The following is a 20,179-nucleotide window of genomic DNA, read 5'->3' as shown; positions in this document are numbered from 1 at the left end:
ATAGTTTACCCGTTACCCCGTCTGCTGTCAAGGCTGACTATTCCGGGGAAACGGGTAAATTATAGACGTCAAAAATGACTACCGATTATCAGAATCGTCGTCAAATTCATCCTCGTTTTCGGACTCTTCTTCGTCTTCTTCGAGGTCTTCATCTTCCAGATCGTCATCTTCAACCAGCACTTCTTCTTCGCTGTCTTCTTCATCAAAGATGTCGTCTTCGTCTTCATCTTCTTCGTCTTCATCTTCGTCTTTGTCCGGGCTGTCGAAGTCTTCATCGCTGTTATAGCTATCTTCTTCTTCACCGAAGTCTTCATCTTCCAGATCATCATCTTCATCGTTGATGATACGCGGACGCTTCGCACCCGTCATGGAATCTTCTGTTCCAGCTACCGGATACCAGCGCTTCAAGCCCCACAGACTTGTACCGACGCAAGCAAAACGGCCATCGATATTAATCTCGGTATATAGCTGGGCGATAAACTCGTTGATTTCTTCATCAGTCATTCCGCGCTGCTTCGCTACCTCATTCATCAAGTCACGATAGTAATACGGCGTATTAGCCGCTTTCAGCACCATAAAGGCAAGGTCCACCAAAGGGATCTCTTTTACCTTTTCTTTATCAATTTTCAAATTGAGCGAGGTACTCACTGCAGACACTTCCTCTCACACAAAATTCACTTTTTAACCCCTACGAACTGGACTGTTACGTATAACATATCCATTAACAAACCTAAGTAAAACCTATTTAGCGTTAAAAAGCAAGTTTTTATGTACGGATGTGACGCAAATGCGGAGAGCAGCTCCAATCCGTCCAATATATTCAACGCGATGCGACAATAAACTCACACCTATCCTTCATTGCAAAAGAGACAACTCCATAATAAATAAAAAAGACGGAGTCCCCTCCGCCTTTTGACTGTATACCCTTGAAGGATTGCTCCTCACCAGGTTCCCCGCAAGAGCCCTATAGCTCTCCATCCATCATATGTCCCTGCGCCCGTTTTGACACGAAGTGAATGTGTTTTTGTAAAAAAAGGGCAAGTTCCCCATGCGGCGGGATGAACGCATTCATAGAATACCTCAGCATGTTCATCCCGAAGGGGGCTGCCCATTATGGACTATACTGGTTTATTGCATCAATTGATTGACGGAATGCGACGCCCTGAACCAGAACAGGGAGGGCGATATTTGATCCGATTTGCCAAACCGCAGCAGTACGAGGCCTGCCTCGTGGAATTATCCCGAATGCGGAATGAATTTACCGACCTTGGGGCCGTCCGCTCCTCGCGACTAGCTCGTTCCCTTATCGCTACAGTACAACGCCCGGAGGACCTATCCCGCTATGGGGATGAGATTACAATTGAAGAAGACACACCTATCTCCCTTCATGCCACCGCACTCCACAGCAAACCGAGCAATGCCCAAGGCATACCCTGGGGAGTAAAGCAGATTCGGGCGCCCAAAGTATGGTCTGTGTCTACCGGACACCGGATTAAAATCGGTGTAATTGATACAGGTGCTGATTACCACCATCCTGATCTTCGATATTCCCTGGCACGCGGAATCAATCTGTTAAACCGCAGCCTGCTCCCACACGATGATAACGGACACGGTACCCACATTGCGGGAACTATCGCCGCAGCCAACAGCACCGCAGGCATGATTGGTGTAGCTCCACGCGCCCTGATCTATCCCGTGAAGGCATTCGATCACAACGGATCAGCTTATGTATCTGACATTGTGCTTGGCATCGATTGGTGTGTGCGTAACAGGGTCGATATCATCAATATGAGCTTTGGCATGAAAACACGCAGCAAGGCGCTTCTTGACGTTGTCAACCGTGCGTACCATGCCGGAATCGTCATTGTTGCTTCGTCAGGAAATGATGGCAAACGCCGCAGTATTGATTATCCAGCACGTTATCCGCAGACCATATCCGTCGGAGCAACCGACAAAAACAGACGTATCGCGTCCTTCAGTAATCGTGGTGCATATGTGGATGTCTATGCACCCGGTGATAAGATTGTCTCCTCTTGGGTACAAGGCAAGCATCACGAGATGAGCGGCACCTCCATGGCGACCTCCCATGTGAGCGGTGCTATCGCTTTGCTGCTCGCAAAACATCCAGGGTTATCCCCCAGCGAAATCAAGACCCTCGTCAAACGTTCTACGATCCCGCTGCGAGCCCGCAAGACCACCACAGCGAAAAGCAAAATACGTGGTGGTGAAATTGACGCCCTGAAGCTAATGCAGGAGGGCGGGGAGTGAGTCGGCTATGCCACCGTCAGCAGAACTCGCTTGGTGCTTGGCGAATCACATTAACCCGCCCCTGACTGGTACGCGCGAAGGGATATGACGTAGCGGCAAAACTCTCAGGTGGCGCCCGCCGTGATGTCTGGGCAAGCTAGCGTACCTTAGACAGGGCAATTCGTTTTCTTCAACTCCAGGTACACAACAAAAAAAGTCTCCATGCACCACGTTGAAGACGCAACGTGGACATGGAGACTTTTTGCTTGAGGCAGAGGGCCAGCAGGCCGCGAGCCTGGAAGTTACATTTTATCTGGTGCGGTTACGCCTACCAGACGAAGCGCCGTTGCGATAACTGTGCGCACAGCACCGATCAGTGCAAGACGTGCCTGAGTTTGCTGCGCATCTTCCGTAATAACACGTTCTGCACGGTAATAGCTGTGGAACAGGGATGCCAGCTCGTAAACATAACGGATGATACGATGAGGCGCATATCCTGTTGCCGCTGCCGAGATTTCTTCAGGCAGTTCTCCCATTTTGCGAAGAAGGTCATACTCGTGCTCTGTAGTCAGCTTGGACAGGTCGATCTGTGCCAGTGGCAGCAGTTCAATACCCTGTTCTTCAGCCTGACGGTATACACTGCATACACGTGCATGCGCGTATTGTACGTAGAATACCGGATTCTCATTGGATGTCGAAATAGCAAGGTCCATGTCAAAGTCCAGATGGGAGTCCATGCTGCGCATTGTGAAGAAGTAACGAATGGCATCAATGCCGACTTCATCCATCAGGTCTTCCATCGTTACAGCTTTACCTGTACGTTTGGACATCTTCACTTTTTCACCGTTCTGGAACAAGCTCACCATCTGTGCAATCAAGACTACCAGTTTCTCAGGGTCATTACCCAGTGCTTGCATTGCGGCTTTCATCCGTGGAATATATCCGTGATGATCTGCACCCCAGATGTTGATCATCGTGTCGTATCCACGCGCATATTTGTCGCGGTGATAAGCAATATCTGGCGTCAGGTAAGTATACGTGCCATCGTTCTTGATCAACACACGTTCTTTGTCGTCACCATATTGCATCGTTTTCAACCAAGTTGCCCCATCTTGCTCATAGATCTCATTGCGGTCACGCAATTCATCAAGCACTCGCAGCACCTCTCCGTTGTCATACAGGGAAGTTTCGCTGAACCAGATGTCAAAGTTAACACGGAAGCGATTCAAGTCACGTTTGATCTTGTCCAGTTCCTTCTCCAGGCCAAAGTCACGGAAATAAGCCGCACGGTCCCCCGGATGCATGGACAGCAATTCATCACCCTTTTCAGCAACAAGCTGCTTGGCAAATCCTTTAATATCCTCACCGTGATAACCGTCCTCAGGCATCTCAGCATCCTGACCCAGCTCTTGCAGATAACGAGCTTCAATGGAACGCGCCAAATTAAACACCTGATTACCTGCATCATTGATGTAGTATTCACGGGTTACTTCATATCCAGCGTAGTCAAGGATGTTACATAGAGCATCACCTACAGCTGCTCCACGGGCATGACCCAGATGCAAACTGCCTGTCGGGTTGGCACTGACGAATTCCATCTCAACTTTGCGGCCTTCTCCGATTTTAATTCTTCCGTAATCTTCACCCTGCTCCTGCACAAGCGCAAGTACTGGGTAAAGGTAACTCTTGTCCAATTTGAAGTTAATGAATCCTGGACCCGCAATCTCAGCCTTCTCGATTCCTGCTTCAGCCAGATTCAGATTGGCAATAATCTCTTCAGCAATCTGACGTGGATTGCGCTTGGCAATCTTGGTCAGCTGCATAGCAGCATTGGTAGCCAGATCTCCGTGTGTCTTCTCACGCGGCACTTCCAATGTGATGGCTGGCAATTCGTCCTGCGTAACAATTCCGGCCGCCACAATGGCGTTGCCGATGGCCGTGCTTACCCGTTCGTTAATCGTATCTAGTGGATTACGTGTCATGAAATTGGTTCCTCCTGTATATGCAAACTAATCGCGAAATGTCCGGATTCTTCATCAAAGCGGTAAAAGTCGTAGCTCCACGCTGCGCGTGCGCTCAATCCCTGAATGGAAAGTTCCAGCTTCTGTGTATGCGTGGACAGGGCAAACGACATGTATGGTGATCGGTAGAAACCAGGAAGCTTCCGATTCAATTCAAAAGTCTGCTCCGATTCCACTTCACCATGACGTATAATCTTGATGGATTGTCCACCCAGCTTCAATGTGGTACGAGTTGTGCCTCCCTCGGGTCCAACCTGCGGTTCTTCATAACGAACATAAAGAACAGACCCTTTTAACACGGCTTCACCCTGCATTTCCTGCAGCACATCTTCACCTTCATAACGGCTGTGCAGCCGGATGTGTACCGGTCGCATGTTCGACATGAATGTTAACCTCCATTATATTCGAGGCGACGCAAAATCAGGCACGGCCGGTGAGAACAGCCCTTCCCGTATTGTTGTGTCGCTATACGCGCTCATATTCCAGGATAGCTCGCTATCCTACACTCTACTGTATAACTATATCCAGTTCCCTCGCTCAATTCAAATCCAAATTCAGAGTTTTTTCCTCATCAAGCCAAAAAAGAAGAGCCACACCTGTAAAGTGCAACTCCCTTTTGCTTCATTATAATAAGATTCATTCATCCGATCAGGCCCATTGTGATTCATAAGGAAAAGGACATGTCGACTCGCTCAACTTCGCTCGCACCTGTACGAGACAGCCACAGTGCCGACAAGTTGTGCCATATTGCAATCCCGGACAGGCAGAGCAGATGGATAGCCGCCGCTCATATTCCTCATCCTGTACCGTGGGACGCGAGCGTGAAGCAATATCAACAAGTCTGGCCATTTTGGCATCGCTAATCTTCACATCATACTGATCATTGCAACCCTTGCAAGGTTCCTGCCTTTTCATCATTAACCCTCTACAGCGATAACCCCAACCGATGCTGGAGGAAGAACAAAACGCAAGGTGTTATTCTCCAGTGTGAGTCCCTCCCACGCCACAGGCTGAACATGATTCGGTTGTTCAAAGGTATTGAATGCACCAAAATCAGTATGGTGCAGAATCTGCCCGGATACTTTAGCCGCTTGAGCTGCGTCCAGCTGACACACGACTTCCAACTCATCGATGTGGCTCAGATTACAAGCTGTCACATGAATGACCCCATCTTTGTTGCGGGACGCTGATAAGCTGAGCTGAGGAATGGTGTCTTCTCCGAAGGTATACCCAGGGCTATCATAATTCAAATCCAGTCGCTGCGCATCCATATGAACCTGATACATATCAAATACATGATACGTAGGTGTCAGGAGCATTTTGTCCCCTTCCGTGAGCACAAGCGATTGAAGCACGTTCACGATCTGAGCCAAATTGGCCATCTGTACCCGTTTATTATGCTGATTGAAAATGTTAAGGTTCACCGCTGCAAGAACTGCATCCCGCATCGTATTTTGTTGGTAGAGGAAGCCGGGATTGGTTCCCGGCTCAACGTTATACCACGTTCCCCACTCGTCTACAATGATACCGACCCGGCCATCTGGATCATATTTATCCATAATTTCGGAGTGCTTCACAAGCAATTCATCCATAAACAGCGTTTTCTTCAACGTGGTAAACCATTCACCCTCTCCAAAACCGGTAGCGTTCCCCTTGTCTTCCCACACACCTGTCGGAATTGTATAATAATGAAGACTGATGCCATCCATGAAACGGGCAGCTTCCCGCATCAACACTTCCATCCACTCATAGTTACTGTCGTTCGGGCCACATGCAATTTTATAAATCTCGTTCCCGGAATAGTTCCGTACATATGTAGCATAGCGGCGATATTCATCCGCATAATATTCAGGACGCATATTTCCGCCGCATCCCCAGTTCTCATTTCCCACGCCAAAATACTTCAGTTTCCAAGGTTCTTCCCTACCGTTACTCTTACGCCAGTTCGCCATCGGGGATTCGCCATCAAATGTGATGTACTCCACCCATTCCTGCATCTCCTGCACTGTACCGCTACCCAGGTTGCCACTGATATATGGCTCGGTGCCGAGCAATTCACATAATCTCAAGAATTCATGCGTACCAAAGTGATTGTTCTCTTCCACACCGCCCCAGTGCGTATTGATCATACGAGCACGCTCACTCTTCGGACCCACACCATCTTTCCAGTGATATTCATCGGCAAAACAGCCACCCGGCCAGCGAAGTACTGGAATATTAAGCTTCTGCAAGGCCGTCAATACATCATTTCGAATCCCATCCGTATTCGGAATAGGTGAATCCTCTCCTACCCACAGCCCCTCATAAATACAACGTCCCAAGTGTTCGGAAAAGTGACCATATATATTGCGATTTATTAATCCTTGGTCTGAATCTACCTTTAGAATAACATCAACCATGATTTCAACCTCCATATAATGTATTGTTATCGCTTACAATAACTTGTTTTAAAGCAGGTTTCAACCGTTTTTATTTCTACACAAATAAGCCCCCTCCCACATCATAAGCCAGGAAGGGGCTTGTTCATTATAGATATCCATGCAGAGACTTACCAAATTGATTTTTATTCATTTCTAATTTGGATTTGCCCGGTTATTATTTCAGTATAACAGGCTACTTAATCCTGCTCTGAAGGCAACAACATTTTTTGTGTCCACGTCGTTCCGCCATCTGTAGTCTGATAGATCGCAGGAGAGTTATCACTTGTTACGACGAGCCAACCCGTCTTGGCCGATGGGAAAGAGATACGGGAACTGTACCCCGGATCTTTCAAGTCAACGTTTTTCCACGTGGAACCTGTATCATAAGAACGTCCAATACCCACTTTGCCAGCTGCTGGTGAACCCGCAGACAGATAAGCCGTCTGATTACCAATCAAAGCCATGTTGCCGGGATGACCACCTGGGTTGGCAGGTCCCGTTCCTTTGCCCGTACTGTTTGTACCTGGCGCTAGACCTCCTCCTGCTGTGGATTGCGCAAATACTTGGGTCCAGTTCTTACCTTGATTGCCGCTCGCATAGAGGGAGTAGGATTGTTGGGACATGCCTGCATCACCATACAGAAGGGCCCACACTTGCTGACCATGTGCATAGAGGTCCGCTCCACTCCATGTGTCTGAGACAACTCGAAGAGAGGTTGTCCAGTTCTTGCCGCCATCACTCGTTTGCTTCAAATGATATCCCGATCCGGGTACAACCACCACGGCATATCCTTGCTTTTCTGTGGCAAAGGCAGCTGCACGCGTGTTGGCAGGTGTATTCATTTTGCTCCAGGTTACCCCGCCATCCTTCGTCTGATATGCACCATTATAGGTGTAACCATAACCTACATCTTTATTGCGAAAATCGATTCGCTTGAATTGAATGCCCGGAGTATCGAGCCGCGTCCAGTGCGATCCCCCATCATGGGTACGGATCAGATAGGTTGCAGGTGAATTTCTCACTTGTGCCAACGCATATCCATTCACATTATTCGGAAAATCCAGCTGTGTGAATTGCCACTGCCCGGTATATATGGACTGCCACGTACATCCTGCATTTGAGGTCCCGATCAGGAAGCCTTCACCCCCAGCTCGTCCAGTCGTATCATTAAGAAAATCAATGTCTGTAAATTGCAGGTGTTGCTCTTCCACACCACTACCTTTTTTCAGTGTAGTAGCTAGTCCGTGATCTCCCTTTCCACACGCCTGCGAGGATGCAGCGTTAGCGCCTGAAAGCATATGTACCGGCCCCATCCCCCAAGCCAGCGTTAACGATAATGCGAGTGCACCAATCCGTTTCCATGTCATTGTACTCTTGGTTGTCATCGTAACACCTCCTTCTATGGTTTTACCCAAATTTGATGATTATAACGTAACAATCGGATGAACCCCTATGACAATTTTGCAAGAAAAAAACCACCTTCACCCATGATTGGATCATGTAGGCAAGGGTGGTGCATCAACAATCGTTGTGTACTCTAAGTTAAATGGGATACGTCCCCACAGCAAGGATAACAAAACTGATACTTAAGAAAAGGCATAAATATTAAGATGGAGTCATGCCAAGGCAAGATATCTGCATATGCGAGCCTATACTGATACAAGCAATAAATGGTAGAGACATAGGAACATACGTGCTATAATTGATTTTATGGACTCTTGAATAACGGTGGATGTTTTCCAGATCACGGCGCAGCTTCCCGAGAGGGGGTGACGTCGATGGTCAAACTTGTGGCGTTGCTTGATGTGATCCGATGGATTGCTGCGATCCTCAGTATTGTACTGAGCGGACGAAAGCTTTACCGTTGGTTACGCAAAAAGTTTCGTAGCAAGCGAAAACCCACCTCATAAGGTTTGGACGCCTGACGGTGGGTTTCGCTTGAATAACAGTATTTAGTTCATGCGCGCCGTGGCAATCCACAGCCTTTCGGGTCCTAAGAGTCTTTACCGTTGGTAGCGGTGAAGGCTCTTTTTAGTATATGACCGAACCCGATCACCATATACTTCACGAATGTAATATATCAATTAATATACTACTGAAAACTTATGTAGTCAGTATAGCACAGCTCTGTACAAAAGTTAAATTAAGCTAAGTTAACCTAACTTAATTTTACTTCGTTATTTTGTTTGGCAGCATAGTTCAACATCTATCACCCAGTCCGTTCGAGGATAGCAAATAAATGTGAACAAAAAAACGCCCTGCCTGCGCTAATTTGAAAAGGCGCAGACAGAGAGCGTTATCTCTATCAATTATTCTATGTTATTTCACGAATCCTAGCAGCATTTCACGGATCAGCTTCGCAGCTACAATCTGTGTCTGTTGTGTGGGATCATAGATTGGTGCTACTTCAACCAAGTCACAACCAACTACATTTACATCAGATCCAGCGATCATATGGATGGCTTCCAGCAGTTCTTTGGACGTAATGCCGCCCGCTTCTGCTGTACCTGTTCCTGGAGCTGCTGACGGATCAAGCACATCGATGTCGATGGTCACATACACCGGACGGTTGCCCATCTTCGGTAGAGCTTCCTTCATCGGAGCTGACACTTCAAATGGGTAGAAGTTGATGTTCTCGCGACCATACTGGAACTCCTCACGGGAACCAGAACGGATACCGAACTGATAGATGTTTTGGCCACCCATCAACTCAGCTGCTTTACGTACTGGCGTGGAGTGGGACAATGGCTCGCCTTCATAGTTTTCACGAAGGTCTGCGTGTGCATCAATATGAATCAGGATAAGATCCGGGTATTTCTTGTACATTTGTTGGATGACTGGCCAAGTAACCAGATGCTCACCACCGAGACCAACTGGGAACTTGTCATCAGCGAGCAGACTGCCGATGTATTCATGAATTACATCAAGGCTACGACCTGCGTTACCGAAAGGCAGTAGCAAGTCTCCAGCGTCAAAGTACGTCATGTCTACGATGCTTTTGTCCAGATATGGGCTGTACTCTTCGAGTCCAACCGATGCTTGACGGATATGAGATGGGCCAAAACGGGAACCCGGACGGAAGCTGACAGTATAATCCATTGGCATACCATAGATAACCGCTTTCGAGTTCTCATAATCCTCAGAGCTGCAAATAAATACGTTTCCTGAATAAGCTTGATCCAGTTTCATTAATGATTTCCCCTTTATTTCGTTAAATCTTCCACGAATTTAGGAAGTACAAATGCTGCTTTATGCAGACGCGGAGAGTAATACTTGGTATCCATCTCCGGGATTTGAGTCTCATCCACTTCAAGCGGGTCATGTTTCTTGCTGCCCATAGTGAATGTCCACAAACCACTTGGATATGTTGGAATATTACAGCCGTACACATGTACGATCGGGAAGATTTCTTTGACGTCTTTGTTCACCTTCTGGATCAGATCCGCCTTAAACCACGGGTTGTCCGTTTGAGCAACAAAGATTCCGTCTTCTTTTAACGCTTCGTAGATACCTTGGTAGAACCCGCGCTCAAACAATGGAGCAGCCGGACCTACAGGCTCTGTAGAGTCTACGATGATCACATCGTATTCATTTTTATGTTCAATAATATGCATATAGCCGTCGTTTACAAGCACTTCAACATTAGGCTCGTCCAACTTGCCGGCGATTTCAGGCAAATATTTTTTGGAGTATTCAATGACTTTACCGTCGATCTCGACGAGAACTGCTTTTTCTACAGCAGCATGCTTAATCACTTCACGAATGACTCCACCATCACCGCCACCGACAACCAGAACTTTTTTCGGATTCGGGTGAGTGTTCAGCGCAGGATGTGCCGCCATTTCGTGATATACGAATTCGTCTTTTACGGTAGTCATCACCATGCCATCAAGAAGCAGCATGTTACCGAATTCCTCGGTTTCTACCATGGCTAAATCTTGAAAATCGGTTTTCTCTGTAACATAGGTCTGCTTAATCTTCGCGGTGATCCCGAATACCGGGGTCTGTTTCTCCGTAAACCACAATTCCATAATCTCTACCTTCTTTCCGTAAAGTTAATGATCAGCCATACCCGACCAAGTGCGGTACACTATAATCGGTTCGCTCAAGCACGTCCAGCGTTCGGTGCCATATCACGTTATGATTGCTGGCCTGCGGGAAATGTCCGCGGTTCACTTCATTATATAGATTAAATTGACCAGTGCGTGCAGAGCGTCTGACTAATCGATGAATCAATGACCACTCGTCTGTTCGTCCTTACGCGCTTTAGTATCTTGTACCGAATCTTACCTTTTCATTACCCTTTTGCATTATACGCGATTGACGTTTATACTGCAAAACGGTTTTTGCGGCGAAAACGCTACATTTTGTCTGCTTACGCACCCGATTGAATATCCCTGCCAATGAAGTCCCATACTGGAAGAAAAGAGAGGAGCCCGTTCCATGACCAAGCCAAATCAGAAGACCCGCAAACGCGGGTTCCGTGTACGTAAATTCATTAAAAACCTGTCTCTGCTCGCCGTGCTCGCTATGCTTGCTACTGCCGCGGGATTGGTGTACCTATACGCAACCAGCCTGCCCCTCGCAGACTCTGATCGGAATTCCCGATTGCTGGACAGTCAAGGTGAAGTGATCGCTACCTTCTCCGCAGGTGGCAAAGACTCTGTTCCCGTTCAACTGGAGGATATCGCTCCGGATCTCGTCAACGCCACTTTAGCTGTAGAGGACCGCAAATTCTATAATCACTACGGTTTCGATGTTCAAGGGATGGGACGAGCTGTACTTGTTAACCTGGAGCACATGCAGATGTCTCAGGGCGCGAGTACATTGACCCAACAGCTGGCGCGCAACCTATATCTATCTCATGAGAAAACATGGACTCGTAAAGCCAAGGAAGCCATGTACACGGCTCAATTGGAGATGAAATACAGCAAGGATGAAATTTTGCAGATGTATCTGAATGAAATCTATTATGGACATGGTGCTTACGGAATCGAAGCAGCTTCACGAATGTATTTTGGCAAATCAGCCAAACAGCTGGATCTCGCTGAGAGCGCTATGCTGGCAGGAATCCCAAAAGGACCGACCTACTATTCACCCTATAACCATATGAAAAACGCCAAAGACCGGCAGAAGATTGTGCTGAATGCCATGGCTGATATCGGCAAGATCACCCAAGCCGAAGCGGATAAAGCTTATGAGCAAATGCTAGCGTTCAAACCCGAAAGTGATCGTAAAACGGTGGAAAGTGCCCCGTATTTCCGCGACTATATCCGGAATCTGGCCATCAAAGAACTGGGAATCAGTGAAGCGATGCTGGATCATGGAGGATTGAATATCTACACTACCCTGGATCTGCGTGTACAAAAAGCAGCTGAAGACGCTATAGCGAAGGGTATGGATGCCAAAAGCGAGCTGGAGACAGCTCTGGTGTCCATCGACCCTCGGACGGGCTACATTAAAGCCATGGTGGGCGGCAAGAATTACCGCACCAATCAGATTAACCATGTACTGGCGACAACGCGCCAGCCAGGTTCGGCGTTTAAACCCATTATGTATCTGGCAGCCTTGGAATCCAAGCAGCTTACTAGTGCATCCATGTTTAAAAGTGAACCTACCCTGTTTCACTACGACAATGACCGCAAAACCTATAAACCCGGCAACTTCGGAGACAAGTATCTGGGTGAGATTGATCTAAGACAGGCGATCGCCGCTTCAGACAACATCTATGCGGTCAACACCATTATGCAGATCGGTCCTGAGCAGGTTGTGAGTATGGCGAAAAACCTCGGTATTACAAGCAACCTGAGCGCCGTACCTTCTCTTGCACTGGGAACATCACCTGTCAGCCCGCTGGAGATGGCATCGGCCTTTTCCGTCATTGCTGCTGGTGGACAACGGACGCCGCCTGTCGCCATTCTGCAAGTGACGGATGCAGCAGGACGTGTACTCTATGAATCGCCTCAAACCAAGGCTGAGAACGTTGTAGAACCTGCGGCAGCTTATGTACTAACTCGATTAATGGAAAGTGTATTCGAAAATGGGGGAACGGGTAACAGGGTATCTGCCGCGATCAAACGCCCGGTTGCCGGAAAGACAGGGACGACCAATACGGATGCCTGGCTCGTTGGATTCACACCAGAGCTTTCCACTGCCGTATGGGTTGGATACGACCAAGGCAAAGCCATATCGACTTCGGATGGCCGCCGGGCTGCGCCGATTTTTGCCCAGTTCACAGAGCAGGCGCTTGCGAGCGTACCACCCAAAATTTTCACCGTGCCTGATCATGTCGTAAGTGTCTATATCGACCCGGAATCCGGCAAGCTGGCAGGCAACGGTTGTGAAGAGAAAAGGCTGGAAGTTTTTATTGATGGTACTGAACCGACAGAGGTCTGCCATGGGACGACAGATGATTCGGATTCAGGAGAAGATGAAAAGACACGTCAGGTACAGAATCAACAAGGCATACAGGAAGAGAAACATTCCTGGTGGGGTGATTTCAAACGTTGGTGGGTAGAATGACGCAAATGCGCGATGACTTAATTGCGTCACCTGTACCCTCTGGTTACATTGGGCATTTGGAAATTCACTTTGGATGAAAACTCATAATTATTCAGATCAATGAATACAGTTCATGCACAAGCAAAAGACCCCAAACCGAACTTTACGGTCAAGGGTCCTTTTGCTTTTTTAATTTTATACGGTGTTGAATGATTTGCCTTAGGCGAGTGCTTCTTTCAATTCATCTGGAGAAGCATTCCACCATTCTTCGTTGTGTGAGATCAGCAGCTTCTTAAGTGCAGCCCGATCTTCCGGCCCCAGCTCATCCAGCATGAAACGGCGCTTCATGGCATAATCCATGCGATTCACATGTTCAGCCAGCAGTTTCCAGCCACGTCTCGCTTCTGTATCGATCCACATCTCACATGCCGTTGCTCCACCATACAGTTGCCCCTCTTCCGTGCGATCTACAGCTACCCACACCAGCCATACTTGGCGTCCGTTGGGTACATCCTCACGATTCGTCGAGAACTTGATATTGCGCTCCACTTTACTCTTCGCATGCATCGCACCAATATCAATTTTGGCTTCGCCATTGTCAATAATGACCGGAGATAGGTTATTCAGATCAATGGAGCCTGCACCGAAGCCCTTATGCTTGCTTTTTGCACTAACGATATTCAAGGCAATCTGTTTTTTGCCGTTTTGCTCGTTTTGGTCCATGTTTATAGCCTCCAAGGGTTGATACAAATATTTTAACTAATAATTGGCCCATTGCAAACATATACATGCTGTAGATGCTTGTCAACGGGAGGTATTTAACGATGATTCCACGACGCGCCAAGAGCTGGCTCACCGCATCCCTGGCCCTATGTGTGCTGGCCGGAGGGATATGGATCACTCTGGGTTATACTCACTCAACACATTCCGAATTGCCCACACTTGCCCCGGAATCGGGCAAGCCTAAGGCAAAAGCCCCAACGCCAGCACCTCCAGAAAGTGTACAGACCCCCACTGCCGAAGTGTACAGCAACCGTGTTGTGGAATATCACATGGATGTAAAACTGATCGAAGGGAACGTACTGGAAGGGACTCAGACGATTACCTGGACACATCCAGGTAAAAAAACCGTCAACGAGCTTTACTTTCATATGTATCCCAACGCCTTTTCTTCTGCTGACACCACCTTTATGAAGGAATCCGGTGGAAAGCTTCGGGGTGATGTCATGCCTACCAACGGTTATGGCTCCATGAACATTACCGAAATGAAAACGGAGGACGGGCTCTCTCTGCTGCACCGGATGCAGTATGTACAACCAGATGACGGAAATATCAAGGACACTACCCTCATTAAAGTACGCTTACCCAAACCCGTCAAAGGCGGAGAAAGCATTACACTCCACACCCGATTCCAAGTGAATCTGCCAAAGATTTTTGCCCGGATGGGAACTGCTGATGATTTTGTCATGGCAGGTCAATGGTTTCCCAAATTAAGTGCCTATGAACCTGTGGGCAGGCGCGGACGGACAACGGAAGGCTGGAATCTGCACCAATACCATGGCAATTCAGAGTTTTACGCCGACTTCGGTATATATAGTGTGCGTATTCGAGTGCCTGAAACATACAAAGTTGCTGCTACCGGATTTCCAACGCAACAAGCCGTGGTGAAGAACGGAGAAAAAGTCTATCAATTCTATGCCGATGATGTGCATGATTTCGCCTGGGCAGCTTCGCCGGATTTTGTCTACGCCGAGGAACCCTTCTCTGCACCCAATGTGCCTGGTGTACGAATCAAGTTATATTTAGATCCTGCTCATCAGGATCTGAAAGAACGTTATTTCTACGCCGCGAAGGCCGCACTAGCCAATTATAGCAAATGGTTTGGCCCCTATCCTTACGCTACCTTATCCATCGTTGTTCCACCCAAAGCGGGGAACGGTGCTGGAGGTATGGAATACCCTACGCTAGTTACGGCCTTTGGAGCTGATGACACTACTCCAGGTTATGACTTGGAACGTACCGTAGTCCACGAGATCGGACACCAGTACTTCTACGGCATGGTTGCCAGCAACGAATTTGAGGAAGCCTGGCTGGATGAGGGGTTCACCTCTTATGCAGAAGACAAACTGATGGAGCAGGAATACGGATTGATTCCGAATCTGCCGGTACAATCGGGACTGATTACGTCTCCTTCATCCTTAACGCAAGAATCCTGGAAGTTCGATTCACAGAATGAGTATGCAGCCAATGTCTACACACGTGGCAAGCTTGTATTGCTTGGTATTGAACATCAAGTCGGCACAAAAAAGATGGAACGCATTCTCTCTACCTATGTAAAGAAGTACCGCTTCAAACATCCCACTTCAGCTGATTTTCAGAACGTTGTGGAACAAGTGACCCGCACTTCCTGGTCTGATTATTTTGACCAATACGTCTATGGTAATGGAATGGCTGACTTTGCTGTAGAGAAGATTCGTGTTACGCCTGTACAGAAAGACGGTCAAACATTGTACGAGTCATCCGTGACGATCGCCAAAAAAGGCAGTGATTACAACGCCGTTCCTGTTCGAATTGCTTTTGAAGACGGACATATCCTCACCAAGCAATGGGATGGCAAAGAAGATCGCATTACCTATAAATTAACGCACACATCCCCCGTATCCTGGGCCATGACCGATCCCCTATACACGATCGTGCTGGAGAACCGCCATATGAACAATTTCCTGAAATCCGGACTGGATGAGCAGGCAAAATCCCGCTGGAGCATGAGTGTAACCAAACTAATAGAAGCTATATTCGGAGGTCTGTCATGGTGAGGTGGAAACGGTGAAAGCGAAAATACGTGAAGGCTGGTTTCTCGTCCGTCAGCATATGTTCATTGCCGCACTCTTATTTCTTTATCAACTCATTTGGGGATATTTCTTCTATCGAATGGTACAATCAGCAGTCGTCCCGCTACTCCTGCGCTATCCAGATTCTGATGCTGGGGAGCTGAGTACACTTTTGTTCAAAATGGAAAGTCAACTTAACTTGTCTACCCATCCGGAGGTTCATCGTTATCTATGGATCCTGGGGGGCATGCTGCTGGTTCGCATGTTGATCAGCCCCCTCATTCAGGCAGGACTGCTCTACTCACTTCAGCACTTTAATTCTACAGAAGAGCGCATCCCATTCGTCCGGGGAATCAAAAAACTCTGGAAACCGATGATGCTGCTGCACACCATACGTACATTATTGATACTTCTACCCGCCTACTGGCTTATACCGAAGCTCTACTCGATTCTCATGGACGGATTTCATTCCCTTCAATTACTTTTGCCTGGTATACCTTATGTTGCTGCCTGGATTGTATATAGTTGGATTATCCACCATGCCATCCTCTACATGCAGTTCGGTGTGTCGGCACCAGAAGGAGAAGGCGGGGCTCACGGCACCCTCAAAGCACTCTGGATTGCACTGCGTCATCTTATCGCCGTTATCGGCATTGCACTCCTGCTGGGCGGAATCCACCTGCTCGTCTTTGGGGCATTCACTTCAGGCTCATGGTTATTAACGGGACTTACCGGACTTATACTACAACAGACGTATCCACTTGCCAGATGTCTATTGAATCTGTGGAAAATATGCAGCCATTTCCGATTATGGCAGTCCAAAATATCCAAAGGTGAGAGCACATAGTTTAAAAATTGTTACCATCACATGTTAAACTCATGGCCTAATATGTACTTATAAATAGGCAAACCTCAACCTTTCCCCGTCAAAGGTCGAGGTTTTTTTTGCTAAATTTGTTGCTAAACGTTGCCAAAGCCGTACTCCTCTGTTACAATAATCGCAGTGAGTTTTTAGTAACAACTTTGTAATCTTTACATTCATATTTGTAACTACTTAAAATTAAATCGTCATTTCTTGATTTCGCAGGTGCATAACTAGCATAGCCAAATTCCTGGCACCTGGGAAGCGGGGGAACCAGTTATGGGTGAATTGATCTTGCTACAGAGGGATCATAGGGGACCTTCAACCGAATCCTTAAGCTAACCTCGCAGGCGTTGGAAGGGGAATATCTCTTGTTCAAGAAGAAATTAACCGCAGCTGTACTTAGCATCACATTTGCATTATCGCTTGGTGCAGGTAGCGCATTCGCAGATTCAAAAATGGATAAAGTAATTGATTCAGCAATGGGAACTACATACAAAAGTGGGGGAACAACGCTTAACGGCTTTGACTGCTCCGGATTTACACGGTATGTATTCGACAAGTTGGGTATTGATTTGGCACGCCAATCCAGTTCCCAATTCGACATGGGTGATTCCGTATCCCGCATGGAAATGAGAGCTGGCGATCTGGTATTCTTTAATACAACAGGCAAAGGCGTATCACATGTAGGAATCTTTGTAGGGGATGGAAAGTTCGCACACTCCTCTTCTTCCAAAGGCGTTACGATCAGTGCATTGAGTGAAAACTACTGGGCCAATCGTTATGTTGGCGCTAAACGGATTATGAGCACGGACGCATATGAATCACTGGCCCTTGACTAGGGACAAGCTGAGCAACATGATGCTGTAACCATTAACCATACTGGAACGAAGCAAGAAGCATAACAGAACCGCCCGGTACATTCTCCGCAGGAATGTATCCGGCGGTTTTTTTGTGCTTCCATCCTGATTCATCTTGCAAGTTACCCTCGGGGCTATCCTGCGACATAACAGGCTCATTTTGCGTTCGTTCGTCCGTGCCCTTATGATGTTTTTACCCATCCTGTTATAATATAAACGAAATTAACGGAACTTTTGTTTCATTTTTTTCCTGGTAAGGGTGACTTGCTAAATGAACTGCTCTTTTGTAGAGTGGACAAAGAGTTCTGTTTCAATGAAAGGAGCATGCAAGTGTATGAAGGAAGCCCCTGTGACGTTCCACGTTGTACCCATGCGAGAAGAACATGCGGAGCTTATCTGCAGTTGGCAGTATGATCCGCCTTATAATATCTACAGCTGGCTTCCCTGGGAGCAGATGAAAGCACTGGAAGTGGAATTCGGAGATGCACAGCTGCGGCAAGAGCAATATGCGACCGTCCTGGATCAGAACGATCGTATATGTGGATTTGCTCAATACTTCCCACTTCAAGGGGTAACTCGGATTGGCCTCGGCATGCATCCAGAGCTGTGTGGTCAGGGTCAAGGGACAGCTTTTGTCACGGCCATTGTACAGGAAGCCATTCGCCGAAATCCGAAGAATGAGATCGATCTGGAAGTGCTCACTTGGAATGCTCGTGCCATTCAAGTCTATCTCAAAAGTGGATTTGTCACTCAGGATACATACGAACGACAGACCCCGAGCGGCTTAAAGCCCTTTCACTGTATGGTTTATGAAGGGCCTCGTGATTAAAATCGATTGCAAAACAACCTAATTTGCGCCTTGTTATGTGATTAGTTCAAAAATTTCCCACAAAATGCTATGATGTCAGTACAGGTTCCGTTATAATGATATGGATAGTTTCAGGTTAGATGATCTTTCATTCTGGAGGGGACATAAGGGATGCACAAATGGATCATGAGCGGAGTATTTTTTGCAGCATGCGCTTTAGCTATTGTTTTAATGTTTACGCTTCCAGGGAAAGAAGAAGTGGCTGAAGAAGCCAAGCCAACCATGCCGGAAGTCACATTGGATGCCGGACAGGCTGAAGCACTGGTGAAAGCCAATTGTATCTCCTGTCACGGGGATCAGCTTCAGGGTGGCGTAGGACCCGCTCTGGCTAACATCGGTAGCCAGGATGATCTGGAGAAGATCTACACTACGATTGTCAAAGGTAAAGGTGGTAGTATGCCTTCCTTCAAGGGCAAACTGCAGGATGAAGAGATTGCCAATATCGCCATGTGGCTGTCAGAGAAGAAATAATCTCTGCATGCACATAACAAAGAGGCTCTTAATTCCCTTTGGGAGAATAGGAGCCTCTTTGTTATGCCAATTATTCGGCGTCTGCCGCATGCTCGGCCAGAAAGGCCTCCACTTCACGTGCGGATGGCATCCCGGACTGGGCGCCGAGCTTCGTCACGGATAACGCGGCCGCACCCATGGCGAAGCCTACGGCCGCGTCCAACGTCTCACCGCGCGCGAGGGCTACCGCCAACGCGCCGTTGAAGCAATCGCCAGCGCCGGTCGTATCGACGGCGCTTACGGCGTAGCCGGGCGCACGGCATGCGCCGGCACGCCCTGCCTGTACGCGGCCACCAGGCGCCGCCGCGTACACAGCCCCCTCGGGGCCGAGCGTCGTGACGACAGCGGCCCCGAGGGATGCGGCGAGCTCTGCGACCGCCGCATCCAGGTCTTCCGGCCGGAGATGATCTCGGCCGGTAAGCACGGCAAGCTCACTGCGGTTCGGCGTGACAACGTCGACGCACCGCAGGAGCTCCTGGGGCAGACCCGGCACCGCGGGAGCCGGGTTGAGCACCACCAGTGCGCTGCCTTCAGCCGCCAGTTGGGCGGCGCGGGTAACCGCTGGCAGCGGGATCTCCAGCTGCAGCAGCACCGCTGCGGCTGCAGTCAGGCTTTTTACCGTATCCGCCTCTTCCAGCATCTCAGGCACGACTTGCCCATTCGCACCAGGAATAACGATAATCCGGTTGTCTCCCCGAGAGAGCCAGATGGAAGCTGTCCCTGTAACCGTGTCTTCCAATATGCGAACCTGCGAGGCATCTGCACCACTTTCCGTCAGACTGTGCAGCAGACTTTCGCCAAAACCGTCCGATCCTACCGCACCAATCATTGTGGTCTGTCCACCCAGACGTGCAGCAGCGACAGCTTGATTTGCACCTTTGCCGCCAGCGAGATAATGCAGTTCCTCACCGCTCACCGTCTCTCCCTCTTCCGGTATCGTATCTGTCTTCACCACGAGATCCATATTGAGACTGCCTACGACAGCAATAAGAGGTTGTTCCTGATTATAGTCTGACATGTATGGGTTCACTCACTTTCGGGCGTGCGATAATAACCAAC

At 48.2% G+C, this 20,179-nt stretch carries 19 protein-coding genes and 1 riboswitch; of the genes, 8 read left to right on the top strand and 11 right to left on the bottom strand.

Annotation, left to right across the window (positions count from 1 at the left end; genetic code table 11):
• Positions 1-78: 78 nt before the first annotated feature.
• On the bottom strand, positions 79-648 hold the full coding sequence (gene rpoE / locus NKT06_RS00605) for a DNA-directed RNA polymerase subunit delta (RefSeq protein WP_091039194.1): 570 nt from the start codon (positions 646-648) through the stop codon (positions 79-81).
• 465 nt (positions 649-1,113) lie between these two features.
• Here rpoE and NKT06_RS00600 point away from each other — a divergent pair, with 465 nt between their 5' ends.
• A complete protein-coding gene (locus tag NKT06_RS00600; RefSeq protein WP_253428991.1) occupies positions 1,114-2,268 on the top strand; it encodes a S8 family peptidase in 1,155 nt (384 codons plus the stop codon).
• A 281-nt stretch (positions 2,269-2,549) separates the two neighbouring features.
• Here NKT06_RS00600 and argS read toward each other — a convergent pair whose 3' ends face one another.
• The 5 genes from argS to NKT06_RS00575 all read right to left on the bottom strand — a co-directional run bounded on the left by argS (position 2,550) and on the right by NKT06_RS00575 (position 8,073).
• The gene (argS, locus tag NKT06_RS00595) at positions 2,550-4,229 is read right to left on the bottom strand and encodes an arginine--tRNA ligase (RefSeq protein WP_253428989.1); all 1,680 of its coding nucleotides are present in this window, start codon (positions 4,227-4,229) and stop codon (positions 2,550-2,552) included.
• Complete coding sequence (locus NKT06_RS00590; RefSeq protein ID WP_017691299.1) at positions 4,226-4,651, bottom strand: YwiB family protein; 426 nt, start codon at positions 4,649-4,651, stop codon at positions 4,226-4,228. The genes argS and NKT06_RS00590 overlap by 4 nt, the downstream gene beginning before the upstream one ends.
• A 265-nt stretch (positions 4,652-4,916) precedes the next feature.
• Entirely contained in the window at positions 4,917-5,186 is a 270-nt protein-coding gene (locus NKT06_RS00585) for a DUF6171 family protein (RefSeq protein WP_253428987.1), read from the bottom strand.
• Positions 5,186-6,667 (bottom strand): alpha-N-arabinofuranosidase, encoded by a 1,482-nt coding sequence (locus NKT06_RS00580; protein ID WP_253428985.1) that lies wholly within the window; start codon positions 6,665-6,667, stop codon positions 5,186-5,188. Before NKT06_RS00580 ends, NKT06_RS00585 begins: the two co-directional genes overlap by 1 nt.
• A gap of 218 nt (positions 6,668-6,885) precedes the next feature.
• Positions 6,886-8,073: a WD40/YVTN/BNR-like repeat-containing protein gene (locus NKT06_RS00575; protein WP_253428982.1), complete on the bottom strand. Its 1,188-nt coding sequence runs from the start codon at positions 8,071-8,073 to the stop codon at positions 6,886-6,888.
• Between the two features lie 393 nt (positions 8,074-8,466).
• Here NKT06_RS00575 and NKT06_RS31610 point away from each other — a divergent pair, with 393 nt between their 5' ends.
• On the top strand, positions 8,467-8,598 hold the full coding sequence (locus NKT06_RS31610; RefSeq protein ID WP_017691304.1) for a hypothetical protein: 132 nt from the start codon (positions 8,467-8,469) through the stop codon (positions 8,596-8,598).
• Positions 8,599-9,007: 409 nt separating this feature from the next.
• Here NKT06_RS31610 and speB read toward each other — a convergent pair whose 3' ends face one another.
• From speB to NKT06_RS00560, 3 genes are read right to left on the bottom strand one after another with little or no spacing between them, the layout of a single operon-like run.
• Positions 9,008-9,877 carry an agmatinase gene (speB, locus tag NKT06_RS00570; protein ID WP_253428980.1) on the bottom strand — a complete coding sequence of 290 codons (870 nt, stop codon included), beginning with the start codon at positions 9,875-9,877 and terminating at the stop codon, positions 9,008-9,010.
• Between the two features lie 14 nt (positions 9,878-9,891).
• Positions 9,892-10,719, bottom strand: a complete 828-nt coding sequence (speE, locus tag NKT06_RS00565; RefSeq protein ID WP_017691306.1) for a polyamine aminopropyltransferase — start codon at positions 10,717-10,719, stop codon at positions 9,892-9,894.
• A gap of 31 nt (positions 10,720-10,750) precedes the next feature.
• The gene (locus NKT06_RS00560) at positions 10,751-10,924 is read right to left on the bottom strand and encodes a hypothetical protein (protein ID WP_253428978.1); all 174 of its coding nucleotides are present in this window, start codon (positions 10,922-10,924) and stop codon (positions 10,751-10,753) included.
• Positions 10,925-11,131: 207 nt separating this feature from the next.
• On the opposite strand from NKT06_RS00560, the gene NKT06_RS00555 reads away from it, so the two are divergent.
• Positions 11,132-13,210: a transglycosylase domain-containing protein gene (locus tag NKT06_RS00555; protein ID WP_253428976.1), complete on the top strand. Its 2,079-nt coding sequence runs from the start codon at positions 11,132-11,134 to the stop codon at positions 13,208-13,210.
• Positions 13,211-13,408: 198 nt separating this feature from the next.
• Here the strand turns inward: NKT06_RS00555 and NKT06_RS00550 are convergent, their stop codons facing one another.
• Positions 13,409-13,912: a YwhD family protein gene (locus NKT06_RS00550; RefSeq protein WP_253428974.1), complete on the bottom strand. Its 504-nt coding sequence runs from the start codon at positions 13,910-13,912 to the stop codon at positions 13,409-13,411.
• Positions 13,913-14,013: 101 nt separating this feature from the next.
• Between NKT06_RS00550 and NKT06_RS00545 the strand changes: the two genes are divergently transcribed.
• The 5 genes from NKT06_RS00545 (at position 14,014) to NKT06_RS00525 (ending at position 19,081) form a co-directional block, all read left to right on the top strand.
• Positions 14,014-16,005 (top strand): M1 family metallopeptidase, encoded by a 1,992-nt coding sequence (locus NKT06_RS00545; RefSeq protein ID WP_253428972.1) that lies wholly within the window; start codon positions 14,014-14,016, stop codon positions 16,003-16,005.
• Positions 16,006-16,015: 10 nt separating this feature from the next.
• A complete protein-coding gene (locus NKT06_RS00540) occupies positions 16,016-16,867 on the top strand; it encodes a hypothetical protein (RefSeq protein ID WP_253428970.1) in 852 nt (283 codons plus the stop codon).
• Between the two features lie 245 nt (positions 16,868-17,112).
• Positions 17,113-17,250, top strand: a riboswitch (cyclic di-AMP (ydaO/yuaA leader).
• A gap of 3 nt (positions 17,251-17,253) precedes the next feature.
• Positions 17,254-17,724, top strand: coding sequence for a C40 family peptidase (locus NKT06_RS00535; RefSeq protein WP_301289666.1), 471 nt, complete (start codon positions 17,254-17,256; stop codon positions 17,722-17,724).
• A 352-nt stretch (positions 17,725-18,076) separates the two neighbouring features.
• The gene (locus tag NKT06_RS00530; RefSeq protein WP_253428968.1) at positions 18,077-18,571 is read left to right on the top strand and encodes a GNAT family N-acetyltransferase; all 495 of its coding nucleotides are present in this window, start codon (positions 18,077-18,079) and stop codon (positions 18,569-18,571) included.
• Between the two features lie 150 nt (positions 18,572-18,721).
• Positions 18,722-19,081: a c-type cytochrome gene (locus NKT06_RS00525; protein WP_253428966.1), complete on the top strand. Its 360-nt coding sequence runs from the start codon at positions 18,722-18,724 to the stop codon at positions 19,079-19,081.
• Positions 19,082-19,151: 70 nt separating this feature from the next.
• On the opposite strand, the gene rbsK is transcribed toward NKT06_RS00525, so the two are convergent.
• Positions 19,152-20,138, bottom strand: a complete 987-nt coding sequence (gene rbsK, locus NKT06_RS00520; RefSeq protein WP_253428964.1) for a ribokinase — start codon at positions 20,136-20,138, stop codon at positions 19,152-19,154.
• Positions 20,139-20,179: the final 41 nt, after the last annotated feature.

Origin of the sequence: Paenibacillus sp. 1781tsa1, assembly GCF_024159265.1 — a bacterium.
GTDB lineage: Bacteria > Bacillota > Bacilli > Paenibacillales > Paenibacillaceae > Paenibacillus.
The sequence above is the reverse complement of the archived record's forward strand: the minus strand, read 5'-3'. Positions and strand labels throughout refer to the sequence as shown.

Excerpts from the sequence above, each read along its gene's own strand:
- speE (WP_017691306.1), bottom strand. The coding sequence starts at position 10,719 with ATGGAATTGTGGTTTACGGAGAAACAGACCCCGGTATTCGGGATCACC.
- NKT06_RS00525 (WP_253428966.1), top strand. The coding sequence starts at position 18,722 with ATGCACAAATGGATCATGAGCGGAGTATTTTTTGCAGCATGCGCTTTA.
- NKT06_RS00585 (WP_253428987.1), bottom strand. The coding sequence starts at position 5,186 with ATGATGAAAAGGCAGGAACCTTGCAAGGGTTGCAATGATCAGTATGAT.
- argS (WP_253428989.1), bottom strand. The coding sequence starts at position 4,229 with ATGACACGTAATCCACTAGATACGATTAACGAACGGGTAAGCACGGCC.
- NKT06_RS00530 (WP_253428968.1), top strand. The coding sequence starts at position 18,077 with ATGAAGGAAGCCCCTGTGACGTTCCACGTTGTACCCATGCGAGAAGAA.
- speB (WP_253428980.1), bottom strand. The coding sequence starts at position 9,877 with ATGAAACTGGATCAAGCTTATTCAGGAAACGTATTTATTTGCAGCTCT.
- rbsK (WP_253428964.1), bottom strand. The coding sequence starts at position 20,138 with ATGTCAGACTATAATCAGGAACAACCTCTTATTGCTGTCGTAGGCAGT.
- NKT06_RS31610 (WP_017691304.1), top strand. The coding sequence starts at position 8,467 with ATGGTCAAACTTGTGGCGTTGCTTGATGTGATCCGATGGATTGCTGCG.
- NKT06_RS00590 (WP_017691299.1), bottom strand. The coding sequence starts at position 4,651 with ATGTCGAACATGCGACCGGTACACATCCGGCTGCACAGCCGTTATGAA.
- NKT06_RS00580 (WP_253428985.1), bottom strand. The coding sequence starts at position 6,667 with ATGGTTGATGTTATTCTAAAGGTAGATTCAGACCAAGGATTAATAAAT.
- NKT06_RS00555 (WP_253428976.1), top strand. The coding sequence starts at position 11,132 with ATGACCAAGCCAAATCAGAAGACCCGCAAACGCGGGTTCCGTGTACGT.
- NKT06_RS00550 (WP_253428974.1), bottom strand. The coding sequence starts at position 13,912 with ATGGACCAAAACGAGCAAAACGGCAAAAAACAGATTGCCTTGAATATC.
- NKT06_RS00545 (WP_253428972.1), top strand. The coding sequence starts at position 14,014 with ATGATTCCACGACGCGCCAAGAGCTGGCTCACCGCATCCCTGGCCCTA.
- NKT06_RS00575 (WP_253428982.1), bottom strand. The coding sequence starts at position 8,073 with ATGACAACCAAGAGTACAATGACATGGAAACGGATTGGTGCACTCGCA.
- NKT06_RS00600 (WP_253428991.1), top strand. The coding sequence starts at position 1,114 with ATGGACTATACTGGTTTATTGCATCAATTGATTGACGGAATGCGACGC.